The organism is Actinoplanes philippinensis (genome assembly GCF_900113015.1).
Taxonomy (GTDB): Bacteria; Actinomycetota; Actinomycetes; order Mycobacteriales; family Micromonosporaceae; genus Actinoplanes; species Actinoplanes philippinensis.
In genome coordinates this window covers 525,539-549,837 of record NZ_FONV01000006.1, presented here as the reverse complement: position 1 = coordinate 549,837, position 24,299 = coordinate 525,539, and the positions used below count along the sequence as shown (strand labels likewise).

Below are 24,299 nucleotides of genomic sequence, written 5' to 3'. Positions count from 1 at the left end.
ATGGTCCTCGAACAGCAGGCGACCGCCACCGACGGCGGGGCCGTCTGGCAGGCGGGCCGCGACATCATCACCGGCAACGTCTTCACCGGCAGCTTCGCCCGCCTGATCGACGCGTGGATCCCACCCGACGCCGTCTTCGACGAGGCCCAGATCAGCCAGTTCACCGGCCGGGAGTGGCTGATCGACCGCATCGACCGGTTCATCCGCCGCCACGACCGCGGCTACGTGGTGATCCAGGCGCCGGCCGGGATCGGCAAGACCGCGCTGGCCGCCTGGCTCGCCGCCGAACGCGGCTGGCCGTGCCACTTCACCCGCCGCCGCAAGGGCAACGTGGCGGCGACCGCGCTGCGCAACCTGGCCGCCCAGATCATCGCCGGCTACCAGCTCTCCGACCGGTTCACCCCCGGCGGGATGCTGCCCGAGACCGCCGGCGAGCCCGGCTGGTTCGACCAGGTGCTGCGCGCCGGGGCGGCTGCCGCCACCGCGGCCGGGCAGAAACTCGTCGTGGTCGTCGACGGGCTCGACGAGGCGGAGACGTTCGACGGCGACCTGCCCCTCGGACTGCCGACCCGGCTGCCCCGCGGCGTGATCATGGTGGTCACCTGCCGGACCGGCAGCCGCCTGCTCGGTATGCGGCTGCCCTGGGAGAAGACCACCTTCGAACTCGCCGACGAGCGCAACCTGGCCGACATGCGGCACTTCCTGGAACGCACCGCCGGCGGCGACGGGGAGATCGCCGGGCGGCTCGCCACGGCCGGCGTCACCACCGGCGACTTCGTGGCCGGCCTCCTCGACCGCTCCGGCGGCGTGTGGGTGTATCTGCGGTACATCCTCGACGCGCTGCGGCTCGACCTGCACTCCCCGCTGGAGATCGACCAGCTCCCGCCCGACCTGATCACCTACTACACCGAGCAACTGCTGCCCGACGACGACGAGGACACCACCCGGACCCGGCTGCTCGTCACCCTGGCCGCCGTCACCGAGCCGCTGCCGGTCACCGTCCTCGCCGAACTCGCCGGCCTCCCCGAGAGCGACGTCGAGCGGCTCTGCTCCGAACCGCTGCGCCCGTTCCTGACCTGCACCACGGTCGGCGACGACCGGCGGTACGCGATCTACCACGTCTCGCTGCGCGACTACCTGCACGGCGCGTACCTGGACTCGATGCTCGAAGCCGACCAGGCCCGCGCCGGCCGTCTCGCCCGGAGATGCCGGGCCGCCCACTCCCGCATCGCCGACCATTACCTGCGCTCGTGGGGCGGCCTGCACGCCGGTCTGCCCGGCCTCGCCGCCGACCCGGGGATCGCCGCGCGCCACGGCGGCTATCCGCTGCGCAACCTGGTGCTGCACCTCGACCGGGCCCAGCGCGACGACGACCTGCACCGGCTGCTCGCCACCGACGACGGCGCCCGCAACCTGTGGTACGCGGCTCACGACCACGCGGGCACCCTGGTCGACTACGTCACCGACCTGCGCCGGGCGCAGCGCCTGGTCGCCGCGGAGGTCGACGCCGACGTCCGTGCCACGCGCCCGGCCACCGGATTCGGCCTCGAACTGCGCTACACGATGATGCAGGCCGCCACGGTGTCGCTGACCAACAACATCCCCCCGGCCCTGGCGGCGACGCTGGTCGAGCACGGCATGTGGAGCGTCGAACGGGCGCTCGGGCACGCCCGCCGGTTCCGGGTCCCCATCCTCCGATGCGAGCTGCTGAGCCGCCTGCTGCCGCATCTCCCGCCGGCCGAGCGTGACGCCGTCGCCGCCGAGGCGATCCGCAGCGTCGAAGCGATCGACCCGGCCGGCCGGGCGTGGGCCCATGTCAACGTCGTCAGTCATCACCCGGCTCCGGTGCCGGAGGCGTTCGTGTCGGCCGCGGTGGATGCCGCTGTCGCGGCTGATGACGACGAGCTGCTGGCAGAGGCGCTCGCGGAGCTGGCGCCGAACCTCGGCGCGCAGTCCGGCCGGGCGATCACGCTGTCCGCGACACTGATGCCGGAGGGCCGGCGGGTCTGGGTCTGGCGGTGGCTTCTGCCGTATCTCGGGCGCGAACAGGTCGAGGCCGTTCTCGGGCTCAGCCGGATGCTCACCGACGAGACCGAGCGTGGCCTGGTGATCGAGGCGGCTGGCGCCCTCGACCGGCCGCCACCGGCCGCGGACCTGCTCGACCTCGCCCGTTCCCTCGGCGCGGCCGGGGTCCGAGCTGTCGCGCTGACCATCGGTGTGCCCCTGCTGGCCGCGGCGGACCGGCCGGCGGTGCTCGCGGAGGCACTGGAGGCGGCCCGTGCCTGCGCCGATCCCGCCGACCGGGCGTGGGCGCTCGGGCAGACGGCCGCGGTGAGCCCCGGCGAGCAGCGATCGGCGTTGCTCGGCGAGGCACTGGCCGTGGCGGCGAGCGTGCCGGATCCCGTCGATCGTGTCCGGGTGACGACGGGCATGGTCGAGCACCTGGACGCCGCCCGGGTGCCGGAAATCCTGGCGGAACTGCTGGATCTGGTGGATTCGGTGAGCGCCGGACCCGGCCGTGCCGTGATGCTGGGCCATCTCACGGAGGTCGCCGACGACCGGACAGCCGAACTGATCATCGAGAGGGCGGGCGCGGTCGCCGAGGGCCGGGCGCGAGAGGAGTTGCTGACCGACTGGGCGCACGCCTGCCAGGAACGGCACCTCGCTCGTGTCCTGCGGTGCGTGCGGGACCGCCTCGACGTCGTGGACCGGGTCGAGCCGCTGAAGGTCCTGGCGCGACGAGCGGCCCCGGCCCTGACCACGGAGATCCTCGAGGAGGTCGCGAGGCTGCCCAGCGCCTATCGCCGCTTCGACGTCCTGACCTGGCTCGCGCCTGGGCTGCCGGCCGGGCTGTTCGGCGCCGCGATGGACATGGTGACCGCCATCAGCGACGAGGAAGGCCGCGCCCAGCTCCTCACGGTGCTGGCCGAAAGCGTTCCCGAGCAGCGATCGGCGCTGGTCCGGGAGGCCGTGGGGGCGGCTCGGGGACTGGCGGGTCCCGGACGGGCGAAGGCGCTGACACGGATCGCCGTGAACGTTCGTGAGCCCGAGCGTTCCCGGCTGCTCGACGAGGCGTTGTCCGACGCACAGCGGGTGTCCCGCCCGTGGCAGCGGTTCGTCGCCCTGGTCGCCGTCGCCGAGCATCTCGACGGCCTCTCCCGGGATCGGGCGGTCACCATGGCACTGGCCGCGGCCCGGGACTCCGACTTCGCCAATCCGCGGTCGTTCGCGTTGTCCGAGATCGCCCGCTTGCGCCCGGCCGACGCTCCCGAGCTGCTGAAGGAAGCCGTCGCCGCGGCCCGTGAGCACCCTGATCCGGTGGAGCGGCCACCACTGCTGGCCCAGGTCGCCGGGCGGATGCCGGCGGGTCCCGAGCGTGGCGCGTTGCTCCGCGAGGCCATCGCGCAGGTCGGCGACGGCGGCTCCTGGCAACGGCGAATCACCCGGGTCGCCCTGCGGATCGTCGACCTGCTTCCGGAGCCGACGGTCATCGCCTGCCTCGCGGCGGTCGAGTCCTTCATCAACGAGAGGGACCTTCCGGACATCCTGCTCCAGGTCGTCCGCCGGCTGCCGGAGCCGCTGATCACCGAAGCGGTGGAGGCCGGCATGTCCATTTCCGCCCGGATGCCGGTCGAGATCGTGGTGGGCCAGTTCGTTCCGTACCTTCCCGGCAAGCCACGCGAGATCGCGCTCCGTCACCTTCTGTCGGTCGCCTTCGCCGGTCCGGCCCGTCAGGGTGTCCTGCGTGAGGGCGCCCGCGCCTGGCCGGCGAGGCTCGGGCCCGGTGAGCTCGACATCGTCCGCCGGTGTCTGGACGGCACCGACCTGGACGACTGCTTCGCCGTGCTGGCGTCCGCCGGCGACCTGCTGGAACGGATCGCCGGGCCGAGGGCGCACCGGGAGGTTCTGGACGAGGTACGGCTGGTGCAGCGGTGGTGGCCGGGATCGGCGGGATGAGCTGTCCCTCAGTCCGGGCGGTTTCGGGCCGATGCGTGTGGTGAAGGCCGTATTCAACCTGCCCGGGAAGTGTTCATGTCTCGTCTAGCTGACCTCGGTGTCGCCCAGCGGCTGTCGTCGATCGTGGTGACCGGTGTGCTCGTCGCCGGCGCTCTGACCGGGATCGGGCTCTGGTCCCAGGACCAGTTGAGCGACAAGCAGGAGAGCCTCAACGACTGCACGCTCACCAAGGCGGCGCTCAACCACCTGGACACCCGCGAGGCGGAGCTGAAGGTGGACGCCTATCGGTCGACGCACGGTGACGACGTGACCGGGGACGTGGCCGACGACGTGGTGTCGGCGAACGAGGCACTGGAGGCGGCGAGCGCCCGGGAGATCGGCGCGGTCAGCGAGGCGATCGACGCGCTCGGCAGCAAGGTGGAGGCGTTCAACGTCTTCGTCACCGACTTCGTGGCGGCCGCGGTGAAGGATCCGCGGAGCGTGTCGGCGGAGGAGTACGAGTCGATCGCCGAGCAGAACGGTGTCGTCGACGACGCGATCGGCGCGATCCACGAAACGCTGGACGCCCAGATCGCGGAGCGGGAGAAGGAGATGACGGCGACCAAGTCGGCGGCCCTGTGGTGGATGCTGGCGGTCGCCGGGATCGGCCTGGTGCTGCTGGTGGCGCTGTCGGTGCCGCTGGTCCGGTCGATCCTGGGGCCGGTGCGCCGGGTCGCCGGAGTGGTCGGCTCACTGGCGAGGGGCGACCTGACGCAGCGGACCGGGATCGTGGCCCGCGACGAGCTGGGGGTGATGGCGGCCGAGCTGGACGCGGCGGTCGACAGCATCAACACCACCATGCAGCGGATCGCGGAGAACGCGGGCACGCTGGCCGGCGCCGCCACCGAGCTGGCCGCGACGAGCCAGGAGATCGCCGGAGCCGTGGACCAGACCGGCCATCAGACGTCGACGGCGTCGACCGAGGCGGAGGAGATCTCCCGCAACGTGCAGACGGTCGCGGCGGGCAGCGAGGAGATGGGCGTCTCGATCCGGGAGATCTCGGAGAACACGAACCGGGCCGCGCAGATCGCCAGCGAGGCGGTGTCCGAGGCGGCGCTCGCCACCAAGCAGATCGAGCAGCTGGGGGTGTCGTCGGAGGAGATCGGCAACGTGGTCAAGCTGATCACGTCGATCGCCGAGCAGACCAACCTGCTGGCCCTGAACGCCACGATCGAGGCGGCGCGGGCCGGGGAGATGGGCAAGGGCTTCGCGGTCGTGGCCAGCGAGGTGAAGGACCTGGCGCAGGAGACCGCCCGGGCGACCGAGGACATCAGCAGCCGGGTGGCGGCGATCCAGCAGGAGACCGGTGGCGTGGTCGAGGTGATCAGCCGGATCAGTGAGGTCATCGCGAAGATCAACGACTATCAGACGACGATCGCGAGCGCGGTCGAGGAGCAGACCGCGACGACGGCGGAGATGAGCCGGAGCATCAGCGAGGTGGCGGCGGGCAGCGGCCGTATCGCGGTGAGCATCGCCGAGGTGGCCCGGGCCAGCTCGATCTCGGTGGCCGGCACCAGCCAGACGAACCTGGCGAGCAACGAGGTGGCCCGTACGGCGGAGGAGCTGCGGGCGCTGGTGAGCTCGTTCCGGCTCTCCTGATCCGGGTGTCTGATTACTGTCGGCGGCCGGGGCCGTCGCGCGGTGTTGACATTGAAAGGGTGTTTAACGTCTACTTCCTGACGTCGATCGGACCGTTCCGTCAGGCCCGTGTCAGCAAGCCTTCCGGGCCCTGTGAGAACGTGCACAGTCCGCCCGTCCGAGCCGCCCGGGAAGGTCTCAGGTACCGCGATGTCACTTACCGCAGCTCAGGTCGGCAGCATCGCGTTCGGGGAGCCGGCCGAGGGTGCGCTCGGTTATCACGACGGCGAGGTCGATGCCTTCCTGGTCCGGGTGGCCGACGAGATGCGGCGGCTGGAGGCCGAGAACAAGGCGTTGACCGGGCAGCTGGCCGAGCGTCTGCAGCGCCTGGAGGCGGACCGCGACCAGGCTCTGGAGCGCGTCGAGGTGCTGCGGGCCGAGCTGGAGAAGGCGCGGGCCGACACGCCGGCGACCGAGGCGCCGCGCCTGCTGGAGCTCGCCGAGCAGACGGCCGGGGAGCACATGGCCGAGGCGCGCCGGGTGGCCGAGGAGCTGCTGTACAAGGCGTCCGTCGAGGCGGCCCGTGTGACCAGCGACGCCGAGCTGCGGGCGTCGACGACGGTGGCCGACGCCCGGCACGCCCATGCCGAGCGGATCGCCGGCCTGGTCACCAAGCGCAACGACGCCCTGGCCCGGATCGAGGCGCTGTGTGCCGAGGCCCGCGAGCGGCAGGCCGCGCTCGTCACGGAGCTGGGTCACCGTCTGCGCGGCATGGATCCGAAGCCGTCGCGCCGATGACGGCGGCGACCAGCTCCTCCAGGAGCCGGCGGTCGGCGGGGGACAGCTGGTCGACGATGCCGGGCAGCCGGGCCGCCACGTCGGCGTAGAGCGCGTCGCCGATCTCCTTGCCCAGCGGGGTGCTGGAGACCGTGCACGCGCGCCGGTCGTGCTCGGCGGAGCACCGCTGCACCAGGCCGCGCCGCTCGGTGCGGTCGACCAGGCCGCTCAGGCCGGGTTTGGCCAGGCCGAGCAGCGGGCCCAGCTCGGACATCCCGTGCGGCCGGTCCTTGACCAGGCACAACAGGTGCGCCTGGGCATTCGTCAGATCGTGCTCGGCGCAGAGCTGGGTGAAGCGACGCTGGATCAGGACGGACAGATACACCAGGTTGTTGCCGAAGCCCGGGGTCGCCGTCATGCCGCCATCCTAACTTGCGTAAGTTCGTGCCGCGAACTAGTTTCGTTCGTGCCGCGAACTTACCTGGAGGGGCATTCTGATGGCTGACGCCTTCGACTCGTACGACCTGGCCGGCGCCAAGCTCGCCAACCGCATCGTGATGGCCCCGATGACCCGCAGCCGCGCGTACGGCGCCGGAAACACCCCCACCGACCTGATGGCCACCTATTACGCCCAGCGCGCGTCGGCCGGCCTGATCATCACCGAGGGCACCCAGCCGTCGGTGGTCGGCCAGGGTTACACCAACACGCCCGGCCTGCACTCCGACGAGCAGGTCGAGGCCTGGCGCAAGGTCACCGACGCCGTGCACGCCGAGGGCGGCGTTATCTTCGCGCAGCTCATGCACAGCGGCCGGATCGGCCACCCCAGCCTGCTGCCGGACGACCTGATCCCGGTCGCCCCGTCCAGCGTGAAGGCCGCCGGGCAGCTGCACACCCACGACGGCATGCAGGACTTCGTCGAGCCCAGGGAGCTCACCGCGGAGGAGGTGCGGGCCACCGTCGCCGACTTCGCCGCCGCCGCCCGCAACGCGATCGCGGCCGGGTTCGACGGCGTGGAGATCCACGGCGCCAACGGCTACCTGGTCCACCAGTTCCTCTCCGACAACGTCAACCAGCGCACCGACGAGTGGGGCGGCTCGGTCGAGGGCCGGATCCGGTTCGCCGTCGAGGTGGCCACCGCCGTGTCCGAGGCCGTCGGCGCCGAGCGGACCGGCATCCGGCTCTCCCCGGCCAACCCGTACAACGACATCACCGAGACCAACGCCGGCGAGGTCTACCCGGCCCTGGTCGCGGCGCTCGCCCCGCTCGGCCTCGCCTACCTGCACCTGGTCGAGGGCGACCGCGAGCTGACCCGCACGCTGCGCGCCGGATGGCCCGGCACGTTCATCCTCAACCCGGCCACCCACCCGCAGCCGACCGGCCCGGACGCGCTCGCCCTGATCGAGGACGGCACCGCCGACCTGGTCTCCTTCGGCGCGCTCTTCCTGGCCAACCCGGACCTGCCGGCCCGGCTCGCCACCGAGGGCCCGTTCAACACCCCGGACTTCTCGGCGGCCTTCGGCGGCGACCACCGCGGCTACACCGACTACCCGACCCTGGCCGCCTGACCGGCGGCGTGGTCCCGCCGGTCACCTCCGGCGGGACCACGGGCGACCTTGGCCGTACGGTGGAATAGTCGCTCTTATGGCTGTTGACACCCTTCCCACGTTCCTCGACTGGCTGGCGGAGCAGCGCGCCCACGGGCCGGTCCACTTCGATGACCGGCAGCGGGTGTGGCAGGTGCTCGGCCATCCCGAGGCCGGCGCCGTCCTGTCCGACCCGGGCGTCTTCTCCTCGGACCTCACCGGCCTGATGCCCGCCCAGGACGACTTCGCGCTGTTCCAGCGGGGCAACATCGTCCGGATGGACCCGCCCCGCCATCGCCAGCTGCGCGCCCTGGTCAGCCAGGCGTTCACCCCGCGCATGGTCGCCGGGCTGGAACCGCGCATCGTCCAGGTGACCACGGAACTGCTCGACGCGGCCGACGGCGACGGCCGGCTCGACCTGATCGACTCGCTCGCGTACCCGCTGCCGGTGATCGTGATCGCCGAGCTGCTCGGCATCCCCGCCGCCGACCGGCCGATCTTCCGCCGCTGGGCGGACGTGCTGTTCGACCAGACCGACGTCGACCCGTCGGCCCCCGTGCTGGAAGCCGGCCGCGAGACGATGGCACGGGTCGCCCCGACGATCCGGGAGATGAACGGCTACCTGCTCGACCACATCCGCGCCCACCGGTCCGCGCCCGGCGACGACCTGACCGGCCGGCTGCTCACCGCCGAGGTCGACGGCGTACGACTCGACGACCAGGAGATCATCGGCTTCGTCGGTGTGCTGCTGATCGCCGGGCACATCACCACCACCGCCACACTCGGCAACACGGTCCTCAGCCTCGACGAACACCCCGGCGTGGCAGCCGAGTTGCGCGCCGATCCGGGCCTGCTGCCCGGCGCGATCGAGGAGAGCCTGCGATTCCGTACGCCGTTCCCGCGGCTCGCCCGGCGCGCCACCACCGCCACCCGGATCGGGGAGACAGCGGTGCCGGCCGGGGCCGTCCTGCAGCTGTGGATCACCGCCGCCAACCGGGACGGCCGAGTCTTCGCCGACCCCGGCCGGTTCGACATCCACCGCAGCCCCAACCCGCACCTGAGCTTCGGCCACGGCATCCACTTCTGCCTCGGCGCCCCGCTGGCCCGCCTGGAGGCCCGGCTGGCGCTGCGCATCCTGCTGGACCGCTACCGCGACATCACCGTGGCGGCCCCGGCCGAGGAGCGCAACCCCTTCGTGATGATGAGCGTCAACCGCCTGCCTCTGGAGGTCCGCCGGTAGCGCCCGTCCGGGCCTCGCCTAGGTCTGGAGTTCGAACGCCCAGTAACGGCTCCGGTCGCCGGAGCCGTTGCAGGTGCGCAGCATGATGGCGTCGCCCGGCCGCAGGGCGAGACAGTGGCCGCGGGCGTCGAGAGGCTCCAGCTCGAACACGTAATCCTCATCGGTCCACACCCAAGTCCAATGGTTGTAGGCGCCGATCAGGCCGCAGGCGGCGGCGTGGACGGGCTGCTCATCGGCGGAGGAGAACACGGTCAGGCACCGGCCGGTGGCCGTGTTGACGATCTGCTGGTCCTCGTGTTCGCCGTCGAAGTGCCACAGTTGCCGCCGGTCCGAACGGTCACAGGCTGCCTGGGCCACCCGGTAGTCGGGGCCGCTCGCGGGGATCAGGCACTTCTTCGACAGCTGATTCATGACCAGCCGGACGCCACCGGCGGCGTGGGCGGGCAGGGGGCCGGTGAGGGCGGCGACCAGCGCGGCCGCGACTCCGATTCGGGCGCAATAGTGTTTATGCACGGTTTCATCATGCGTGTCCTGACGCTCCTGGCGGCCGGAACCGCGGCGGAACGCTGTGGAATACGGTTTCCGATGCGGTGGGTTCGTCGGTGCGCCTGCTGTCCGCGCTGTCCGTCGGGCCTCGTCTCGCATCTGCCCTGCCAGCGGGACTGGTCTCGATGTCAATTCATTGAATTACGCCGATGTCTGGAGTGCTCCTCTCTTCTGAGACGTTTCACCGCTGTAGCCGTGGCCGTCGTCCTGGCCGCCGGCTCGATGTCCGCGCCGGGCCGCGCTCACCTGCTACGTCGACGCTGGTGTGCGGCGCTGTTCGGGTGTCGTGTCACCGCCGTGGTGGCTGGCTGGTTGTGGGTGCTGTTTCGGATGCCGCGAGGCGGCGCCGGCCAGCGTGCAGCGCTGTTTCCGGTCTCCTGGAGGAGCGCTGTCAACTGGTCCGGCCAGACGTCAGCGCTGTTCTGAGCGCCTTTCGACAGCGCTGAAAGCTAGCTGGGGGTGGACCTTGACCGGAGCGCGCGCAAGCCGGGGTCAGCGGGGTGGGGTGCTGTTCCGGAGGACCACCTCGACCGGGATCTCGACGACGGCCGGGTCACCGGCCAGGGCCAGTTCCACGGCCCGGCGGCCCAGTTCGCGCAGGGGCACCCGGACCGAGGTGAGCATCGGGGTGACGTCGCGTGCCGCGTCGATGTCGTCGAATCCGGCGACCGCCACGTCGCGGCCGGGCTGCAGGCCCGCCTCCCGGATGGCGGTCATCGCTCCGATCGCCATGACGTCGTTCACCGCGAAGATCACCTCCACACCACCGGCGGACCCGGCGGACCCGGCGGACCCGCCGGCATTGCCAAGACGCTCGGGCTCGCCCAGGCCGCTGGGATAGCCGGTACCGCTGGGAATGCCGGTACCGCGGGAAATGCCGGCACCGCTGAGAATGCCGGCACTGCTGGGAGAGCCGGCACCATTGGGAGACCCTCCGCTCGGGATGCCGGCGCCATCGGAGTACCCGCCGCTCGGGAAGTCGGCGCCGTTGGAGTACCCGCTGCCTGGGGAGCCGGTGCCGTGGGGAGACCCGCCGCCCGGGGAACCGGTGCGGTGGCGGGACCCGCCGCCCGGGGAACCGATGCCGTCGGGGGACCCGCCGCCCGGGAAACCGGCAGCGACGGGAGAGCCGGCACCGCCGGGCGCGCCCGCACGGCCGGGGAGGGTGTAGCGGGAGGTGTCGTCTCGGAGCAGGGCGGCCGCGGCGCGGTGGCCGCCGTCGCGGTTGAGGTCGGTGGCGATCACGTGCCGGTCCTCGACGTGGATGCCGGCCTGGCGGAGGCCGTCGAGGAAGCCGCGTCCGCGGTCGTGGGACATCCGGATGCGGTCGTCGCCGTGCAGTACCGCGAACCGCCGGTAGCCGAGTCCGGCCAGCGCCTGGGCCAGCCGGAACGCGCCGCCGTGATGGTCGACGGTCAACGTCGGGAAGTCGAGTTCGTTGCGGCTGAGCAGGGCCACCCGGCCGCCGGCCCGCCGGTACTGGTCGAGTTCCTCGGCGAGGGCCGCGTAGACACCGTCGTCGTCGACGCGGCTTCCGGCGATCAGGATCACCTGTGGCCGGCGGCCGCGCAGGGTCCGTACGATCTGGAGGCCCATGTCGGGAGAACGGTCGGTGACCGCCGCGGTCAGGGTGAGGCCCGCTGCGTAGGCGCCCTCGGCCACGCCGTCGGCGATGGACGCGAAGTAGGGGTCGTCGACCGCGCCGACGACGAGCGCGACGGTGTTGCTGAAGCCGCGGGCGATGGCCTGTGCGGAGACGTGCGGCGTGTATCCGAGACGGGTGGCGGCCGCACGGACGCGGGCCAGATTTTCCGCGCGGACACTGCGGTCGCTGCCGTTGAGCGCACGGGATGCGGTCGCATACGAGACACCGGCCTCGCGGGCCACGTCGTGCAGTGTCACCGCGGTCCGCTTCTGGTCAGTCACATCCGTGATTCTGGCATGACGGGATACGGTTTCCGTGGCCCGCGCTATCCTTTCGGCGCACGAAGGCTCACACGGCGTGCTCGCCGCCGGGATACCGCAGCGGAAGCCGTGACGAAAGCCGCAACGGAGGTCGCAAGGCGAGCCGCTGGGAAAGTCGCAGGTGAGCCGCAGGCACAGTCGCACGGTGAGCCGCGAGGCAAGCCGCCAGGGAGTCGCCAGGGGAGAGGACGCCCGGATTGCCGCACCGAGCCAGGGACACTGTGACCCTCCGTGATGTCGCCGCGGAGGCGGGTGTGTCGCTGGCGACCGCGTCCCGGGCTCTGGGCGGCGGCCGGTCGGTCGCTCCGGAGAACGCGCGCAAGGTGCTGGAGGCGGCGACCCGCCTGAGGTACACGGTGGACGCGGCGGCCCGGGCGATGAACCGGGGCAGCGACGCGATCGCCCTGCTCGCCGACGATCTGGCGACGCCGGCGGTGGCGGCCGTGGTGGCCGCGATGGAGCGCCGGGCCCGTACTGTCGACGCGTTCGTGACCGTGTCGTCGACCCGGGGTCTGCCTGAGTTGCAGGCGGCGACGATCCGCAACCTGTCCGGGTTCCGGCCGCGGGCGCTGGTGCTGACCAGCACCCGGATCAGCCAGGATCCGTCGGAGACCCGGGTTCTCGACGAGTTGCTGGCGTTCGAGCGCAATGGCGGCCGGGTGATTCTCTACGGCAGTGGCAGCGTGCACCTGCCGTTCGACGCGATCGCCGTCGACGACCGGGGCTCGGCACGCCTGATGGGGGAGCATCTGGCCCGGACCGGGCATCGGCGGGCGATCATTCTGGCCGGGACCCGGGAGCGGGCGTACGCTGCCGCGCGCACCTCGGGTTATGTCGAGGGCCTGCTCGCCGCGGGCGCCGACGTGCAGGACATCCGGATCGTGAACTGCGAGGTCTCCCGGCAGGGCGGGTTCGACGCGACGGCGCAGCTGATCCGGGAGGGCCTGGGCGGCACGGACGTGCTGGTGGCGATCAACGACACGGTGGCGATCGGGGTGTTGTCGGCGTGCCGGGCGGCCGGCATCGACGTGCCGGGTCAGGTGTCGGTGACCGGTTTCGACGACGTGCCGCTGGCTCGTGACCTGACGCCGCGGCTGACCACTGTGGCGTTGCCGTTCACCGACATCGGCATCCGGGCGATCGAGCTGGCGATGCGGCCGCGCGCGGACGAGCCGGCGCGGGAGACGTTCCGGGGCACGCTCACCGTACGTGACAGCACCTCGGGGTAAGCGCTTTCCTCACGGCGAATTCATCGACCCGAAACACTTGACCGTCCCGTCGTAACGCCGCAGACTCCGGAATACGGTTTCCAAGCCACGAAGGGGGGTCGGGTGAGCGCCATCGGCGAACTCCAACGGCTCAACACCTCCACCGGCGGCCCGCCGCGTAAGCGGGACACCAAGGCCGCCCTGCTGTTCCTTCTGCCCTGGTTCGCCGGGCTCCTGCTGATCACCGCGGGCCCCGTCGCGGCGTCGTTCGTCCTGGGTTTCACCGACTACAACCTGATCCAGCCGCCGGAGTTCAACGGCCTGGAGAACATCCAGCGGATGCTCACCGACGAGCGGCTGCACCACTCGCTCGGCGTCACCTTCACGTACGTCTTCGTCTCCGTCCCGCTGCAGCTCGCCGCGGCGCTCGGGCTGGCGATGCTGCTCGACCGGGGCATGCGCGGTCTCGCGTTCTACCGGTCGGCGTTCTACCTGCCGTCGCTGCTCGGCTCCAGCGTCGCGATCGCGGTGCTGTGGCGGCAGATCTTCGGCGCCGAGGGCCTGATCAACCAGGCGCTCGGCTACGTCGGCATCGAGGGCACCGGCTGGATCTCCGACCCGGACACCGCGCTGTCCACGCTGATCGTGCTGAACGTGTGGACCTTCGGCGCCCCGATGGTGATCTTCCTGGCCGGTCTGCGGCAGATCCCGGTGATGTATTACGAGGCGGCCTCGATCGACGGCGCCGGCCGGTGGACCCAGTTCCGCCGGATCACCGTGCCGCTGCTGTCGCCGATCATCTTCTTCAACCTGGTGCTGCAGATCATCCACGCCTTCCAGTCGTTCACCCAGGCGTTCGTGGTCTCCGGCGGCACCGGCGGCCCGTCCGACTCGACCATGTTCTACACGCTCTACCTCTACCAGCGCGGATTCCACAGCTTCGACATGGGTTACGCCTCGGCGCTGGCCTGGCTGCTCCTGCTGATCATCGCCGCGTTCACCGCTGTCAATTTCTGGGCCGCCAAGCGATGGGTCTTCTACGATGACTGACCTGGCTGAGCGCGTGGCGGCGCCGACCGCGAAGGTCGATCAAGCGGTCAGGACTCCCGGCCCGTGGCGGAGCATCGCCAAGCACACCGGCCTGATCCTGCTCACCCTGGTGATGCTCTACCCGGTGATCTGGATGGTGGTCAGCTCACTGCGGCCCAACGAGGAGATCTTCCGCTCGCCGGGCGTGATCCCCGACAGCTTCCGGTTCGAGAACTACAGCGAGGGCTGGAACGCCCTGTCCTCGCCGTTCGGCCACTACTTGATCAACTCGGCGATCGTGGTGCTCGGCTGCATCATCGGCAACCTGGTCTCCTGCTCGATGGCGGCGTACGCCTTCGCCCGGCTGGAGTTCCGCGGCAAGAAACTGTGGTTCGCGATCATGCTCGGCACGATCATGCTGCCGATCCACGTGATCATCGTCCCGCAGTACGTGATGTTCTCCCAGTTCGGATGGGTCAACACGTTCCTGCCGCTGATCGTCCCGAAGCTGCTCGCCACCGACGCGTTCTTCGTCTTCCTGATGGTCCAGTTCATCCGTGGCCTGCCGCGCGAGCTGGACGAGGCGGCCCGGATCGACGGCGCCGGGCACCCGCGGATCTTCCGGCAGGTGATCCTGCCGCTGATGCTGCCGGCCCTGGCCACCACCACGATCTTCACGTTCATCTGGACGTGGAACGACTTCTTCAGCCAGCTCATCTACCTCACCGACCCGGAGATGTACACCGTTCCGGTCGCCCTGCGCTCCTATGTCGACGCCACGGTCTCGACGTCGTGGGGCTCGATGTTCGCCATGAGCGTCGTGTCACTGCTGCCGATCTTCCTCGCCTTCCTGGTCGGCCAGCGCTTCTTGATCAAGGGCATCGCGACCACCGGCATCAAGTGATCCACCCGGTATCAAGGGAACTCCCCCCGGAGGAAACAGGATGAAAAAAATTCTTGCAGGGGTCTTGGCGGCGTTGCTGCTGGCCGGCTGCGGCGGCAGTGGCGGCGGCAAGGCCGACGGCGATCTGACCGCCGACAAGATCGAGCTGCGCTTCACCTGGTGGGGCTCGGACGCCCGCCACCAGCGCACCCAGCAGGTCATCGACCTGTGGCAGAAAGCCCACCCGAACATCACGGTCAAGGGCGAGTTCAAGGAGTGGAACGGGTACTGGGACAGCCTGGCCACCACGGTCGCCGCCAACGACGCGCCGGACGTGATCCAGATGGACGAGCTGTACCTCGCGTCCTACGCCGAGCGCGGCGCCCTGCTCGACCTCGGCACCGCCGGCAAGAACCTGGCGATCACCGACTTCGACGCCAAGGCCCTGGCCACCGGCGCCATCGACGGCAAGCAGTACGGCCTGCCCACCGGCGTGACCACGTACTCCATCGTGGCCAACACCGACCTGCTCGCCAAGTACAACGTCACGCTGCCCGACGACGCGTCCTGGACCTGGGACGACTTCAAACGCGTCGGCGACCAGATCTCCAAGGCCAGCGGCGGTGAGGTCACCGGCGTCCAGTCGTGGGGCTTCGACATCGGCGGCGTCAACATCTGGGCCCGGCAGAACGGCGCGTCGCTCTACTCGCCGGACGGCAAGGTCGCCATCCCCGCCGACGTGCTCGCCAAGTACTGGCAGTACCTCCTCGACCTCTCCAAGCAGGGCATCGCCCCGGCCGCGTCGGTCAGCGTCGAACGCGCCGGCGCCGGCCTCGACCAGTCCGGCACCGCCACCAACAAGTCGGCCCTCGCCACCTGGTGGAACAGCCAGCTCACCTCGCTTGCCAAGGCTTCCGGCCAAAACCTCAAACTTCTCAAGATCCCCGGCGAGGGTACGGCCACCGGCGCCTACTACAAGCCGTCGATGTTCTGGTCGATCTCGTCGCGCTCCAAGCACCAGGCCGAGGCCGCCGCGTTCGTGAACTTCCTCGCCAACAGCCAGGAGGCCGCCGACGTGCTGCTCACCGACCGTGGCATCCCGGCCAACACCAAGATCCGTGCCGCGCTCACCGGCAAGCTGCAGGGCACCGACAAGGCCGCCGCCGAGTTCCTCGACTCGGTCAAGGTCGGTGAGGCCCCACGGGTCACCCCGAACGGCGCCAGCGACGTCGAGGCCATCCTCAAGCGCCACACCGAGGAGGTCCTCTTCGAGCGGCAGACCCCGCAGCAGGCCGCCGAAGCCTTCATCAAGGAACTCCAGGCCGGCATCGACGCCGCCTGACCATGATCCACGCCCGCGCCGCCGCGGCGGCGCGGGCCGGCACATGAGGGAGCCATGCCTCAACCTCGATATCGTGCGGCGATCGTCGGCGCCGGAGCCATCGCCACCGCGCACGCCCAGGCCCTGCAGCACCACTCCGACCGTGTCGCCCTCACCGCCGTCGTCGACGTCGACCACGACCTGGCCCGCCACTTCGCCGCGAAGTGGAATATCCCGCGGGTCCACACCGACCTCGCCACCCTGGACCAGGTCGACCTCGTACACCTGTGCACCCCGCCGGCCACCCACGCCCCGCTCGCCGTGAGATGCCTCGAAGCCGGATCGAACGTGCTGGTGGAGAAGCCCCCGACACTGTCCCTCGCCGAACTCGACACCCTCGCCGAGACGTCCCGCCGCACCGGGGCGCACGTCGCCACCGTCTTCCAGCACCGGTTCGGAGCCGGCGCGCACCGGCTGCGCGAGATGATCGCCGCCGGTGAGCTGGGCCGGCCGCTGCTGGCCACCTGCGAGACCCAGTGGTACCGCGACGACGACTACTTCCGGGTCCCGTGGCGCGGCAAATGGGAGACCGAGGGCGGCGGCCCGACCATGGGCCACGGCATCCACCAGTTCGACCTGCTGCTCTCCATCCTCGGCCGGTGGGAGCGGGTCAGCGCGGTCACCGCCACCCGGGCCCGGGCCGTGGAGACCGAGGACGTGTCGATGGCGCTGGTCACGTTCGCCGACGGCACCCTCGCCTCGGTGGTCAACTCGGTCGTGTCACCCCGGCAGACCTCGTCGCTACGGTTCGACTTCGAGCACGCCACCGTCGAGCTGACCCACCTGTACGGCTACCGCGACGCCGACTGGACGATCACCCCCGTACCCGGTCACGAGGCCTTGACCGAGCGCTGGAACCGGGACCGTTCGGAGACGGTCAGCGGGCACACCGACCAGCTCGCGGCGGTCCTCGACGCGCTGGACGCGGGCACCGCCCCGCCGGTGTCGCCGGCGGACACCCGTACCACCATGGAATTCATCGCCGCCCTCTACGCCTCGGCGGCCACCGGGCAGCAGGTCCGCAGCGGCGAGATCGGCCCCGGGCACCCGTTCGCGGCGGCCATGAACGGAGCGACCCGATGAGCATCCAGGTCGATCACCGGCTGGGCGGCGCGGTCACCGTCTCCGCCGGGCGGGTTGCCCTCTTCACGTACGTGTACCGGCCGGACACCCCGCAGCGGGAGTCGCCGAAGCCGTACCTGCATCCGATCCGCACCCTGGGTGGCGACCCGGTGTCGCTGTACCGGCCGCACGACCACGTCTGGCACAAGGGCATCGCCTGGTCGCTGCCGTATGTCGGCGAGCACAACTTCTGGGGCGGCCCCACCTACGTGCACGGCCGGTCCTACGTGCAGAAACCCAACAACGGCAGCGCCCTGCACCGTACGCTCGACGCGCTCACCGACACCTCGCTGACGCACACCCTCGACTGGGTCTCCGAGCAGGGCGACCCGGTCATCACCGAGCAGCGGGCCCTGAGCTGGGCGATCGCCGACGACGTCAGCTGGGTGCTCACCTTCGCCAGCTCGATGACGAACGTGTCCGGGGCGACCCTGGCGTTCGGATCACCGACCACCAAGGGCCGGGACAACGCCGGGTACGGCGGACTGTTCTGGCGGGGGCCGCGTTCGTTCACCAACGGGCTGCTCCAGTCACCGGACGGAACCGGGGGCGACGAACTGCGCGGGCGGCGAGGGCCGTGGTTCGCGTTCCGCGGGCGGCACGACGAGGTGGACCGCTCGTCGACGGTCGTGGTCGTGGACGACACCGCCAATCCGCATCATCCGCCGCAGTGGTTCGCCCGTACCGAGCAATTCGCCTGCCTCAACCCCGCGCCCTTCTTCAGCGAGGAGCTCGACCTGGCCGCCGGGGATTCCGTCACCTTCCGCTACGCCGTCGTCATCGCCGACGGTGACCACGGCGACGCCGGCACCGAGAAGCTGGCCGCGCTCGGCGCGAAGGCCCTGACGTGACGGCGTTCCCCGGCGGCACCTCGGTGAGCCGGCTGGCCGTCTACGACGACGGCGGCACACCGCACCTGCACACCGTCTCGACCGAGGCCTACGTGGTGACCGGCGGCACCGGGACCCTGCTGACCCTGGACACGAACGGCCTGCGGGAGACGCCGCTGGCCACCGGGTCCACCATCTGGTTCACGCCGGGCACCATCCACCGTGCCGTCAACCTCGACGACCTGCGGGTTCTCGTGATCATGTCGAACGCCGGGCTGCCCGAGGCCGGCGACGCGGTGATGACCTTCCCCACCGCTGTCGTCGCCGACCCGGACCGCTACCGGGCCGCTGCACACCTTTCCGGAGACCCCGATCAGGCGGTACGCCGCAGGCGCGACCTGGCACTCGAAGGGTTCGAGCAGCTGGTCGCCGCGGCCGAGGCCGGCGACCCGAAGCCGTTGCGGGAGTTCCACCAGGCCGCGGTCGCCCTGGTCCGGCCGCGCGTGGCCGGGTGGCGTGACCTCTGGCAGTCGACCGTCGAGAAGGCCACCCGGCGGACCGCCGAGATCCTCGACGCGCTCGAGACCGGCGACGGACGGCACCTCGGCTCGTCGGCAGTCCTCGGGTCGCCACCCTCCGACCCGCCCCGATGGGGCATGTGCGGGCGGCTCGGCGCCCACGACGTCCACCACCCGGTCATCCTCTCGGAAGGGGCGCCATGACCCGCCGCTATGCCGTCGTGGGACTCGGCCACCGCGCGCAGCTCTACATCGACGCCCTCCTGGGGGAGTGGAGTGACACCGGGGAGATCGTCGCTTTCTGTGACACCAACCGGACGCGGATGGCGTACCACAATCTCCGGGTGACGGCCGCCGGCCGCGAGCCCGTGCCCGTCTTCCACCCGGACCGCTTCGCCGAGTTGCTGTCCCTGGCCGACGCCGTGGTGATCACCACGATCGACGCGCGGCACGCCGACCACGTGTGCGCCGCCCTCGACGCCGGGGTCGACGTGATCGTCGAGAAGCCGCTCACCGTCGACGCCGACGGCTGCCGCCGGATCGCCGCCGCGGCCGGGCGCAGCACCGCCCGCCTGATCGTCACGTTCAACTACCGCTACTCACCGCGCAACAGCGCCGTACGCGAACTGCTCGCCGCCGGGCGCATAGGCCGGGTCACGTCGGTGCACTTCGAGTGGCTGCTCGACACCCTCCACGGCGCCGACTACTTCCGGCGCTGGCACCGTCAGAAGAAGAACTCCGGCGGCCTGCTCGTGCACAAGTCCACCCACCACTTCGACCTGGTCAACTGGTGGCTCGGCAGCAGCCCGGAGACCGTTTTCGCGCAGACCGGGCTGCGGTTCTACGGCCCGTCCGGGGCTGCGGCGGCCGGACTGCCCCGCCCGGCGCGGGCCTACGGGGCGCCCGGTCTCGGCACCGATCCGTTCCTGCTCGACATGACGGCCGACCCGCGGCTGAAGGCGCTCTACCTGGACGCCGAGCACGAGGACGGATACGTCCGTGACCAGGACGTCTTCGGCGACGGGATCGACATCGACGACACCATGTCGGTGCTGATCCGCTACGCGGACCGGACGGCGATGACCTACTCGCTCACCGCGTACTCGCCGCGGGAGGGGTACCGGGTCGCGTTCAACGGCACCCGCGGCCGCATCGAGCTGGAGGTCTGCGAGCGGGAATGGACGCCGCCGCACGGGGCGGTCGACCCGAGCGCGCTCGACGACACCGGCGGTTTCGAACGGCTCACCGTACAGGAGCACTGGCAGAAGGCCGAGGAGGTGCCGATCGTCAACGGGGCCGGCGGCCACGGCGGCGGTGACCGGCTGTTGCTGGACGACGTGTTCCGCGGGGTCATTGATGATCCACTGGCTCGTCAGGCCGGTTACGCCGACGGTATCCGCAGCGTCCTGACGGGTGTAGCGGCAGACCGATCCGCACGAACCGGCCTGCCGGTAAACCTGTCCGACTTGACTTGACGCCTCGACTCGACGTCTGTACTTCACGTCTTGACTTGACGTCTCCACTTCACGTCTCGATTAGACGTCTGTACTTGACGCCTTGACTTGACGTCTGTACTTGACGCCTTGACTTGACGACTGCACCTCACGTCTTGACTGGACGCCTGTACTTGACCGGACGCTTTACTTGACCAGCGGCTTCAGGGCCGCGCCTACCGAGGCGACGACGCCGGGGCGGTGACCGTTGCGGATCAGGTTGATGGTGATGCCGTCGATACCGGCGCTCAGCACCCGCTCCTGGATCTGATCGGCCACCTGCTCCGGCGTACCGACGAAGGCCCGGTTGCGGCGATCCTCCGGGATCGTCTCGCCGAGTTGCTTCGCCTCCTGCTCGTTCTCGCCGACCATGCCCATCACCAGGAAGCTGGTCGCCAGCGTCGCCGGGTCACGGCCGATCTCCTCGCACCGCTCGCGCAGCACCGACACCTTGCGAGCCAGGTCGTCGACGTCGCAGATGATGTTCATGTGGTCGGCGAAACGGGCCGCCAGCCGGAACGTCTTCTGCTCGCCCGACCCGCCCAGCATCACCGGGACCGACGGCCGCAGCCGGGGGTTGTTCATCGCCGACCGCGCCGTGTACCACTTGCCGTCGAGCGAGGCCGGCTCACCCTTCAGCATCGGCGTGATGATCTGCAGCGCCTCCTCGAGCCGCTCGAACCGCTGGCCGAACGTGCCGAACTCGAAGCCGTACGCGTCGTGCTCCAGCTCGAACCAGCCGGCCCCGATGCCGAGGATCGCGCGGCCCTTGGAGACCACGTCCAGCGTTGTCACGGTCTTGGCGAGAAGAGCGGGGTTACGGTAAGTGTTGCCGGTGACCAGCGTCGACAGCTGGATCGTGGAGGTCGCCGAGGCCAGCGCGCCCAGCGTCGTGTAGGCCTCCAGCATCGCGTTCTCCGCCGGGCCGATGCCGGGCAGCTGATACAGGTGGTCCATCACGAGCACGGTGTCGAAACCGTTGGCCTCCGCCTCGCGGGCCTGCGCGACGACGGTGTCGAAGAGGTTCTCCACTTCGATGCCGGGGTACGTGAAATTCGGGATCTGGTAGCCGAGCTTGATGCTCACGTACGCCTCCGATGTTGATGTAAGAGGGCTCTCACTTGCTAATGTAAGAGCCTACTTACACGGAGGCAAGCGTGTCGTCGAAACGGGCCTATCATCACGGCGATCTGCGCGCCGCGCTGATCGCGGCCAGCTTCGACCTGCTCGCCGAGTGTGGCCTGCAGCGCTTCTCGGTCGCGGCCGTCGCCCGCCGGCTCCAGGTCAGCTCCGCCGCGCCGTATCGTCACTTCGCCGACCGCGGCCACCTGCTCGCGGCCGTCTCCACCGTCGCCGCCCGCGACCTGAACGCCGCGATCCTGACCGCCGCCGACACAGCCGGCCCCGACCCGGCCGACCGCCTGGCCGCCGCGGCGGGCGCCTACGTGCGGTATGTCACCCGCACCGGCGCCGGCCTGCCGGTCATCTACGCCGCCGAGCTGTCCCGCATCCACGACGAGGCCCGCCGCGACCAGACCCGCGCGCTGATGGACACCATGCTCGACCTGGCCGGCGCCACCGGCACGCGCAGTTACCAGGACACGGTGCTGCTGGTCGAGGCCACCATCGCGGTCGCGCACGGTTACGCGGCCCTGCTCTCCGAAGGCTTCTTCGCCCGCCAGGTCGACGACATCGCCAACCGCGCCGCGGAGGCCGCCCGCGCCCTCACCGTCCCCCTCAGCCCGTGACCCTCGCGGGCCGAGTCGCGACCAGGAAGAGGCCGAGGCTGTGGGCGGGGCCGCGTGGCGTTGGGGGCAGGGAGCCCGAGGTGGTGGGTAAGGCCGCACGGCGCTGAGGGCACGGAGGGGCGAGGCGGCGGGTAAGGCCGCACGGCGCTGAGGGCACGGAGGGGCGAGGCGGCGGGTAAGGCCGCACGGCGCTGAGGGCAGTGAGGGGCTGAGGCGGCAGGCAGGGCGCCCGTCGCTGCGGGCAGGACGAGACCGAAGGGCCGCCGGGCAGGACGAGACCGGGCTGTAGGCGTGGAACGGGCCAAGGGCGCGGCGCCGGCCGGGGAACGGAGCTGCCGGTGGGGCGAGGTCAGGTCAGCAGGGTCGGCGGCACCTCCAGGTCCTCGGTCCTGTAGAGGGCCGCCACGGCGGCGGGATCGTCGGCGGCGCATGTGGCGGCCACGGTGTCGAGCAGGGCGTCGTAGTCGGCGCCGGTGTGGCCCTGGTAGGAGGCGTCCATCCGGCCCCACTCGTCCCACGGAAGTGTCTCGGCGCGGTTCAAGGCGGCCAGGTCTCGGATGGCGTTGCCGCGGATCTCGGCGGGGCCGAAATTCTCGGTGCCCCACACGCCGAATCTCGACGCGTCGATGCGGCCGGCGCGGAACTCGATCCACGCCTCGCCGCCGGTCAGGAACTGGCCCGGGGCCAGCGCCTCGGGCGTCGGCAGCACCGTCAGGCCCATCGCCTCCGGGTCGGCGCGGACCCACGGCGCACCGTCGACCGAGAACTCGATCACCCAGTGGTCGAGGCCCAGGCCGGGCTGGAAGTAGGTGGCGAACCCGCACCGGGCGCGCGCCGCGATCCCCCGGTGCCGCAGCAGGGCGCAGGCCAGGACGGCGAAGTGCCGGCAGGTGCCGACGACCCGCCGCTCGGGTGGCCGGGGCACGGTCAGCGGGGACGGGTCGAGAGCGAGAAGCGTGCGGACCAGACGGGCGGCGGGGCGGATCTGATTCTCGTCGAAGCGGCCCGGTGGCAGCTCGATCCGCCCGGCGTCGTGCGGCTGGATGACGAGCCGGTGCACCAGGCGGCAGATGTCGACCGGATCGTCCGGAAGGTCCGCGAGCGCGCCGCGCCCGACCGAGGAGAGGTCGGTCAGCGGACCACCGGACGAGTAATCGATCGTCATGCCCCGCATCGTAGGACCCGGGCCCGACATTTTCCGCCCGCTCCGGGGCGCCTAGCCGCTCTGCGGGCCGGTCGACCGGGCGCGCGCCACGGCCGGCTCCGCGTAACCGAGGATGTCCAACAGGTCGCCGGTGGCATTGCGGAATGCCTGCTCGATGTCGTCGTCGAAATGATTGCGCCAGTCGCCGCACTTGCCCTTGCGGTAGTGCGAGATCTCGCCGGCCTTCTTGCGCTCGGCCATCCGGGAGAAGCTGTACTTCTCGAGCAGGGTGGTGAGTTCCGTGGGCGGGATGTCGATTCCGCAATGGCGCATCAGCGCGTCCATCTCGGCGAATTGGTCGTCGCCGGTGAGATCCTCGTACCGGACCAGCCGGACCGTCTCCGAGGGTGGCGCCTCGACCCAGGAACGGACCGCGTTGAACATCCCTTTCCGGGTCAGGTGCTCGATGAGGTACAACATTCCGTCCTTCTGCGAGCGCTCCCGCAGAGCGGCCCGGACCGCGAGCACGTCACCCATCGGCGTGTGCGAGTCGCGGGTCGAGAAGTAGCTGGAGACCAGCAGGTCACGCGGGTCGCGGTAGATGAAGAAGGTGCGGTGCGCGCCGGGTTTCGGCATCTTTCGGTAACGCTTGTACGGCAGGTACAGCGACAGGCCGATCCGCTGCGGCGGGACGATCCGCGGGTCTTTCCAGCCGTAGTAGCGGGGATCGTAGGTGACCAGGCCGGAACGGCGGTACACGATCGGGTCGCTGAAGACCGATTTCACCCACTGGCTGGCGGTCTTGCGAACCGCGCAGTGGTAGACGTTGACGAATGGTGATCGGTCCTCGACCGGGACGGTGATCCGCAGTTTCGCATTGTGTGCCTCGAGGAGGATGCGGCGGCCGAGCACGCGTACGGAATCGGGGGTGTGCTGCTTTGCGAACATCACCGATCGATTGAGCATCGCCAAAGTCCATTCCTCGCCACGGGGGAACGGCACGCCGGCGTCCGCGCACGCCGTCGTGCGTTGGGGGCACTTTACAAGAACATTGACTACGTTACGAGAGTGTCTCGTCTCGGCCCGCGAACCGCAGGCTGTGAAAAGGCTTGGAGGAGGCTGGGCCGGGTTCCGCCCGGTCCCGACCCGCGCGCCCTCACCTGCACAAACGATCGAGCGCCCGGTTCGTGACGTGCGGGGCGAACCTGAACGGATTCACAGGTTGAATGTTGCGGGAGTGTCAACGCCGTGCGCGACG

The 24,299-nt window shown here is 70.6% G+C and carries 20 protein-coding genes; 14 read left to right on the top strand and 6 right to left on the bottom strand.

Going from position 1 to position 24,299, the window contains the following annotated elements; translation table 11 throughout:
• The 3 genes from BM290_RS18745 to BM290_RS18735 all read left to right on the top strand — a co-directional run bounded on the left by BM290_RS18745 (position 1) and on the right by BM290_RS18735 (position 6,372).
• Positions 1-3,957 (top strand): P-loop NTPase family protein, encoded by a 3,957-nt coding sequence (locus BM290_RS18745; protein WP_093615676.1) that lies wholly within the window; start codon positions 1-3, stop codon positions 3,955-3,957.
• Between the two features lie 75 nt (positions 3,958-4,032).
• Positions 4,033-5,595 carry a methyl-accepting chemotaxis protein gene (locus tag BM290_RS18740; protein WP_093615805.1) on the top strand — a complete coding sequence of 521 codons (1,563 nt, stop codon included), beginning with the start codon at positions 4,033-4,035 and terminating at the stop codon, positions 5,593-5,595.
• A gap of 189 nt (positions 5,596-5,784) precedes the next feature.
• A complete protein-coding gene (locus BM290_RS18735) occupies positions 5,785-6,372 on the top strand; it encodes a DivIVA domain-containing protein (RefSeq protein ID WP_093615674.1) in 588 nt (195 codons plus the stop codon).
• On the opposite strand, the gene BM290_RS18730 is transcribed toward BM290_RS18735, so the two are convergent.
• Positions 6,317-6,769, bottom strand: a complete 453-nt coding sequence (locus BM290_RS18730) for a MarR family winged helix-turn-helix transcriptional regulator (RefSeq protein WP_093615672.1) — start codon at positions 6,767-6,769, stop codon at positions 6,317-6,319. The two genes, BM290_RS18735 and BM290_RS18730, sit on opposite strands and share 56 nt — an antisense overlap.
• Positions 6,770-6,848: 79 nt before the next feature.
• Here BM290_RS18730 and BM290_RS18725 point away from each other — a divergent pair, with 79 nt between their 5' ends.
• Together BM290_RS18725 and BM290_RS18720 are read left to right on the top strand one after the other, a co-directional pair.
• Positions 6,849-7,916 (top strand): alkene reductase, encoded by a 1,068-nt coding sequence (locus tag BM290_RS18725; RefSeq protein WP_093615670.1) that lies wholly within the window; start codon positions 6,849-6,851, stop codon positions 7,914-7,916.
• Positions 7,917-7,992: 76 nt separating this feature from the next.
• Entirely contained in the window at positions 7,993-9,174 is a 1,182-nt protein-coding gene (locus tag BM290_RS18720; RefSeq protein ID WP_093615668.1) for a cytochrome P450, read from the top strand.
• 18 nt (positions 9,175-9,192) lie between these two features.
• Here BM290_RS18720 and BM290_RS18715 read toward each other — a convergent pair whose 3' ends face one another.
• Together BM290_RS18715 and BM290_RS50685 are read right to left on the bottom strand one after the other, a co-directional pair.
• The gene (locus BM290_RS18715; protein ID WP_177319775.1) at positions 9,193-9,687 is read right to left on the bottom strand and encodes an RICIN domain-containing protein; all 495 of its coding nucleotides are present in this window, start codon (positions 9,685-9,687) and stop codon (positions 9,193-9,195) included.
• 525 nt (positions 9,688-10,212) lie between these two features.
• A complete protein-coding gene (locus BM290_RS50685; protein ID WP_143133824.1) occupies positions 10,213-11,646 on the bottom strand; it encodes a LacI family DNA-binding transcriptional regulator in 1,434 nt (477 codons plus the stop codon).
• A 260-nt stretch (positions 11,647-11,906) separates the two neighbouring features.
• Here BM290_RS50685 and BM290_RS18705 point away from each other — a divergent pair, with 260 nt between their 5' ends.
• From BM290_RS18705 to BM290_RS18670, 8 genes are all read left to right on the top strand, one after another.
• Positions 11,907-12,914: a LacI family DNA-binding transcriptional regulator gene (locus BM290_RS18705; protein ID WP_177319774.1), complete on the top strand. Its 1,008-nt coding sequence runs from the start codon at positions 11,907-11,909 to the stop codon at positions 12,912-12,914.
• Positions 12,915-13,016: 102 nt separating this feature from the next.
• A complete protein-coding gene (locus tag BM290_RS18700) occupies positions 13,017-13,943 on the top strand; it encodes a carbohydrate ABC transporter permease (RefSeq protein ID WP_093615660.1) in 927 nt (308 codons plus the stop codon).
• Entirely contained in the window at positions 13,936-14,826 is an 891-nt protein-coding gene (locus BM290_RS18695; protein ID WP_093615658.1) for a carbohydrate ABC transporter permease, read from the top strand. Before BM290_RS18700 ends, BM290_RS18695 begins: the two co-directional genes overlap by 8 nt.
• Positions 14,827-14,866: 40 nt before the next feature.
• The gene (locus BM290_RS18690) at positions 14,867-16,147 is read left to right on the top strand and encodes an ABC transporter substrate-binding protein (RefSeq protein WP_093615656.1); all 1,281 of its coding nucleotides are present in this window, start codon (positions 14,867-14,869) and stop codon (positions 16,145-16,147) included.
• A gap of 54 nt (positions 16,148-16,201) precedes the next feature.
• Entirely contained in the window at positions 16,202-17,269 is a 1,068-nt protein-coding gene (locus tag BM290_RS18685; RefSeq protein ID WP_093615654.1) for a Gfo/Idh/MocA family protein, read from the top strand.
• Complete coding sequence (locus BM290_RS18680) at positions 17,266-18,159, top strand: DUF6807 domain-containing protein (RefSeq protein ID WP_093615652.1); 894 nt, start codon at positions 17,266-17,268, stop codon at positions 18,157-18,159. The genes BM290_RS18685 and BM290_RS18680 overlap by 4 nt, the downstream gene beginning before the upstream one ends.
• Positions 18,156-18,860, top strand: a complete 705-nt coding sequence (locus tag BM290_RS18675) for a cupin domain-containing protein (RefSeq protein WP_093615650.1) — start codon at positions 18,156-18,158, stop codon at positions 18,858-18,860. Before BM290_RS18680 ends, BM290_RS18675 begins: the two co-directional genes overlap by 4 nt.
• The gene (locus tag BM290_RS18670) at positions 18,857-20,131 is read left to right on the top strand and encodes a Gfo/Idh/MocA family protein (RefSeq protein ID WP_093615648.1); all 1,275 of its coding nucleotides are present in this window, start codon (positions 18,857-18,859) and stop codon (positions 20,129-20,131) included. Before BM290_RS18675 ends, BM290_RS18670 begins: the two co-directional genes overlap by 4 nt.
• Positions 20,132-20,296: 165 nt before the next feature.
• On the opposite strand, the gene BM290_RS18665 is transcribed toward BM290_RS18670, so the two are convergent.
• Positions 20,297-21,235, bottom strand: a complete 939-nt coding sequence (locus BM290_RS18665) for an LLM class F420-dependent oxidoreductase (RefSeq protein WP_093615646.1) — start codon at positions 21,233-21,235, stop codon at positions 20,297-20,299.
• A gap of 71 nt (positions 21,236-21,306) precedes the next feature.
• On the opposite strand from BM290_RS18665, the gene BM290_RS18660 reads away from it, so the two are divergent.
• Complete coding sequence (locus BM290_RS18660) at positions 21,307-21,897, top strand: TetR/AcrR family transcriptional regulator (protein WP_093615644.1); 591 nt, start codon at positions 21,307-21,309, stop codon at positions 21,895-21,897.
• A 349-nt stretch (positions 21,898-22,246) separates the two neighbouring features.
• Here the strand turns inward: BM290_RS18660 and BM290_RS18655 are convergent, their stop codons facing one another.
• Together BM290_RS18655 and BM290_RS18650 are read right to left on the bottom strand one after the other, a co-directional pair.
• A complete protein-coding gene (locus BM290_RS18655) occupies positions 22,247-23,062 on the bottom strand; it encodes a transglutaminase domain-containing protein (RefSeq protein WP_093615642.1) in 816 nt (271 codons plus the stop codon).
• Positions 23,063-23,113: 51 nt separating this feature from the next.
• Positions 23,114-24,007 carry a sulfotransferase domain-containing protein gene (locus BM290_RS18650; protein WP_093615640.1) on the bottom strand — a complete coding sequence of 298 codons (894 nt, stop codon included), beginning with the start codon at positions 24,005-24,007 and terminating at the stop codon, positions 23,114-23,116.
• Positions 24,008-24,299: the final 292 nt, after the last annotated feature.

What these genes read in the sequence shown, in the direction of transcription:
- BM290_RS18745 (WP_093615676.1), top strand. Translation starts at nt 1, where the DNA reads ATGGTCCTCGAACAGCAGGCGACCGCCACCGACGGCGGGGCCGTCTGG.
- BM290_RS18740 (WP_093615805.1), top strand. Translation starts at nt 4,033, where the DNA reads ATGTCTCGTCTAGCTGACCTCGGTGTCGCCCAGCGGCTGTCGTCGATC.
- BM290_RS18735 (WP_093615674.1), top strand. Translation starts at nt 5,785, where the DNA reads ATGTCACTTACCGCAGCTCAGGTCGGCAGCATCGCGTTCGGGGAGCCG.
- BM290_RS18730 (WP_093615672.1), bottom strand. Translation starts at nt 6,769, where the DNA reads ATGACGGCGACCCCGGGCTTCGGCAACAACCTGGTGTATCTGTCCGTC.
- BM290_RS18725 (WP_093615670.1), top strand. Translation starts at nt 6,849, where the DNA reads ATGGCTGACGCCTTCGACTCGTACGACCTGGCCGGCGCCAAGCTCGCC.
- BM290_RS18720 (WP_093615668.1), top strand. Translation starts at nt 7,993, where the DNA reads ATGGCTGTTGACACCCTTCCCACGTTCCTCGACTGGCTGGCGGAGCAG.
- BM290_RS18695 (WP_093615658.1), top strand. Translation starts at nt 13,936, where the DNA reads ATGACTGACCTGGCTGAGCGCGTGGCGGCGCCGACCGCGAAGGTCGAT.
- BM290_RS18690 (WP_093615656.1), top strand. Translation starts at nt 14,867, where the DNA reads ATGAAAAAAATTCTTGCAGGGGTCTTGGCGGCGTTGCTGCTGGCCGGC.
- BM290_RS18685 (WP_093615654.1), top strand. Translation starts at nt 16,202, where the DNA reads ATGCCTCAACCTCGATATCGTGCGGCGATCGTCGGCGCCGGAGCCATC.
- BM290_RS18680 (WP_093615652.1), top strand. Translation starts at nt 17,266, where the DNA reads ATGAGCATCCAGGTCGATCACCGGCTGGGCGGCGCGGTCACCGTCTCC.
- BM290_RS18670 (WP_093615648.1), top strand. Translation starts at nt 18,857, where the DNA reads ATGACCCGCCGCTATGCCGTCGTGGGACTCGGCCACCGCGCGCAGCTC.
- BM290_RS18655 (WP_093615642.1), bottom strand. Translation starts at nt 23,062, where the DNA reads ATGACGATCGATTACTCGTCCGGTGGTCCGCTGACCGACCTCTCCTCG.
- BM290_RS18650 (WP_093615640.1), bottom strand. Translation starts at nt 24,007, where the DNA reads ATGCTCAATCGATCGGTGATGTTCGCAAAGCAGCACACCCCCGATTCC.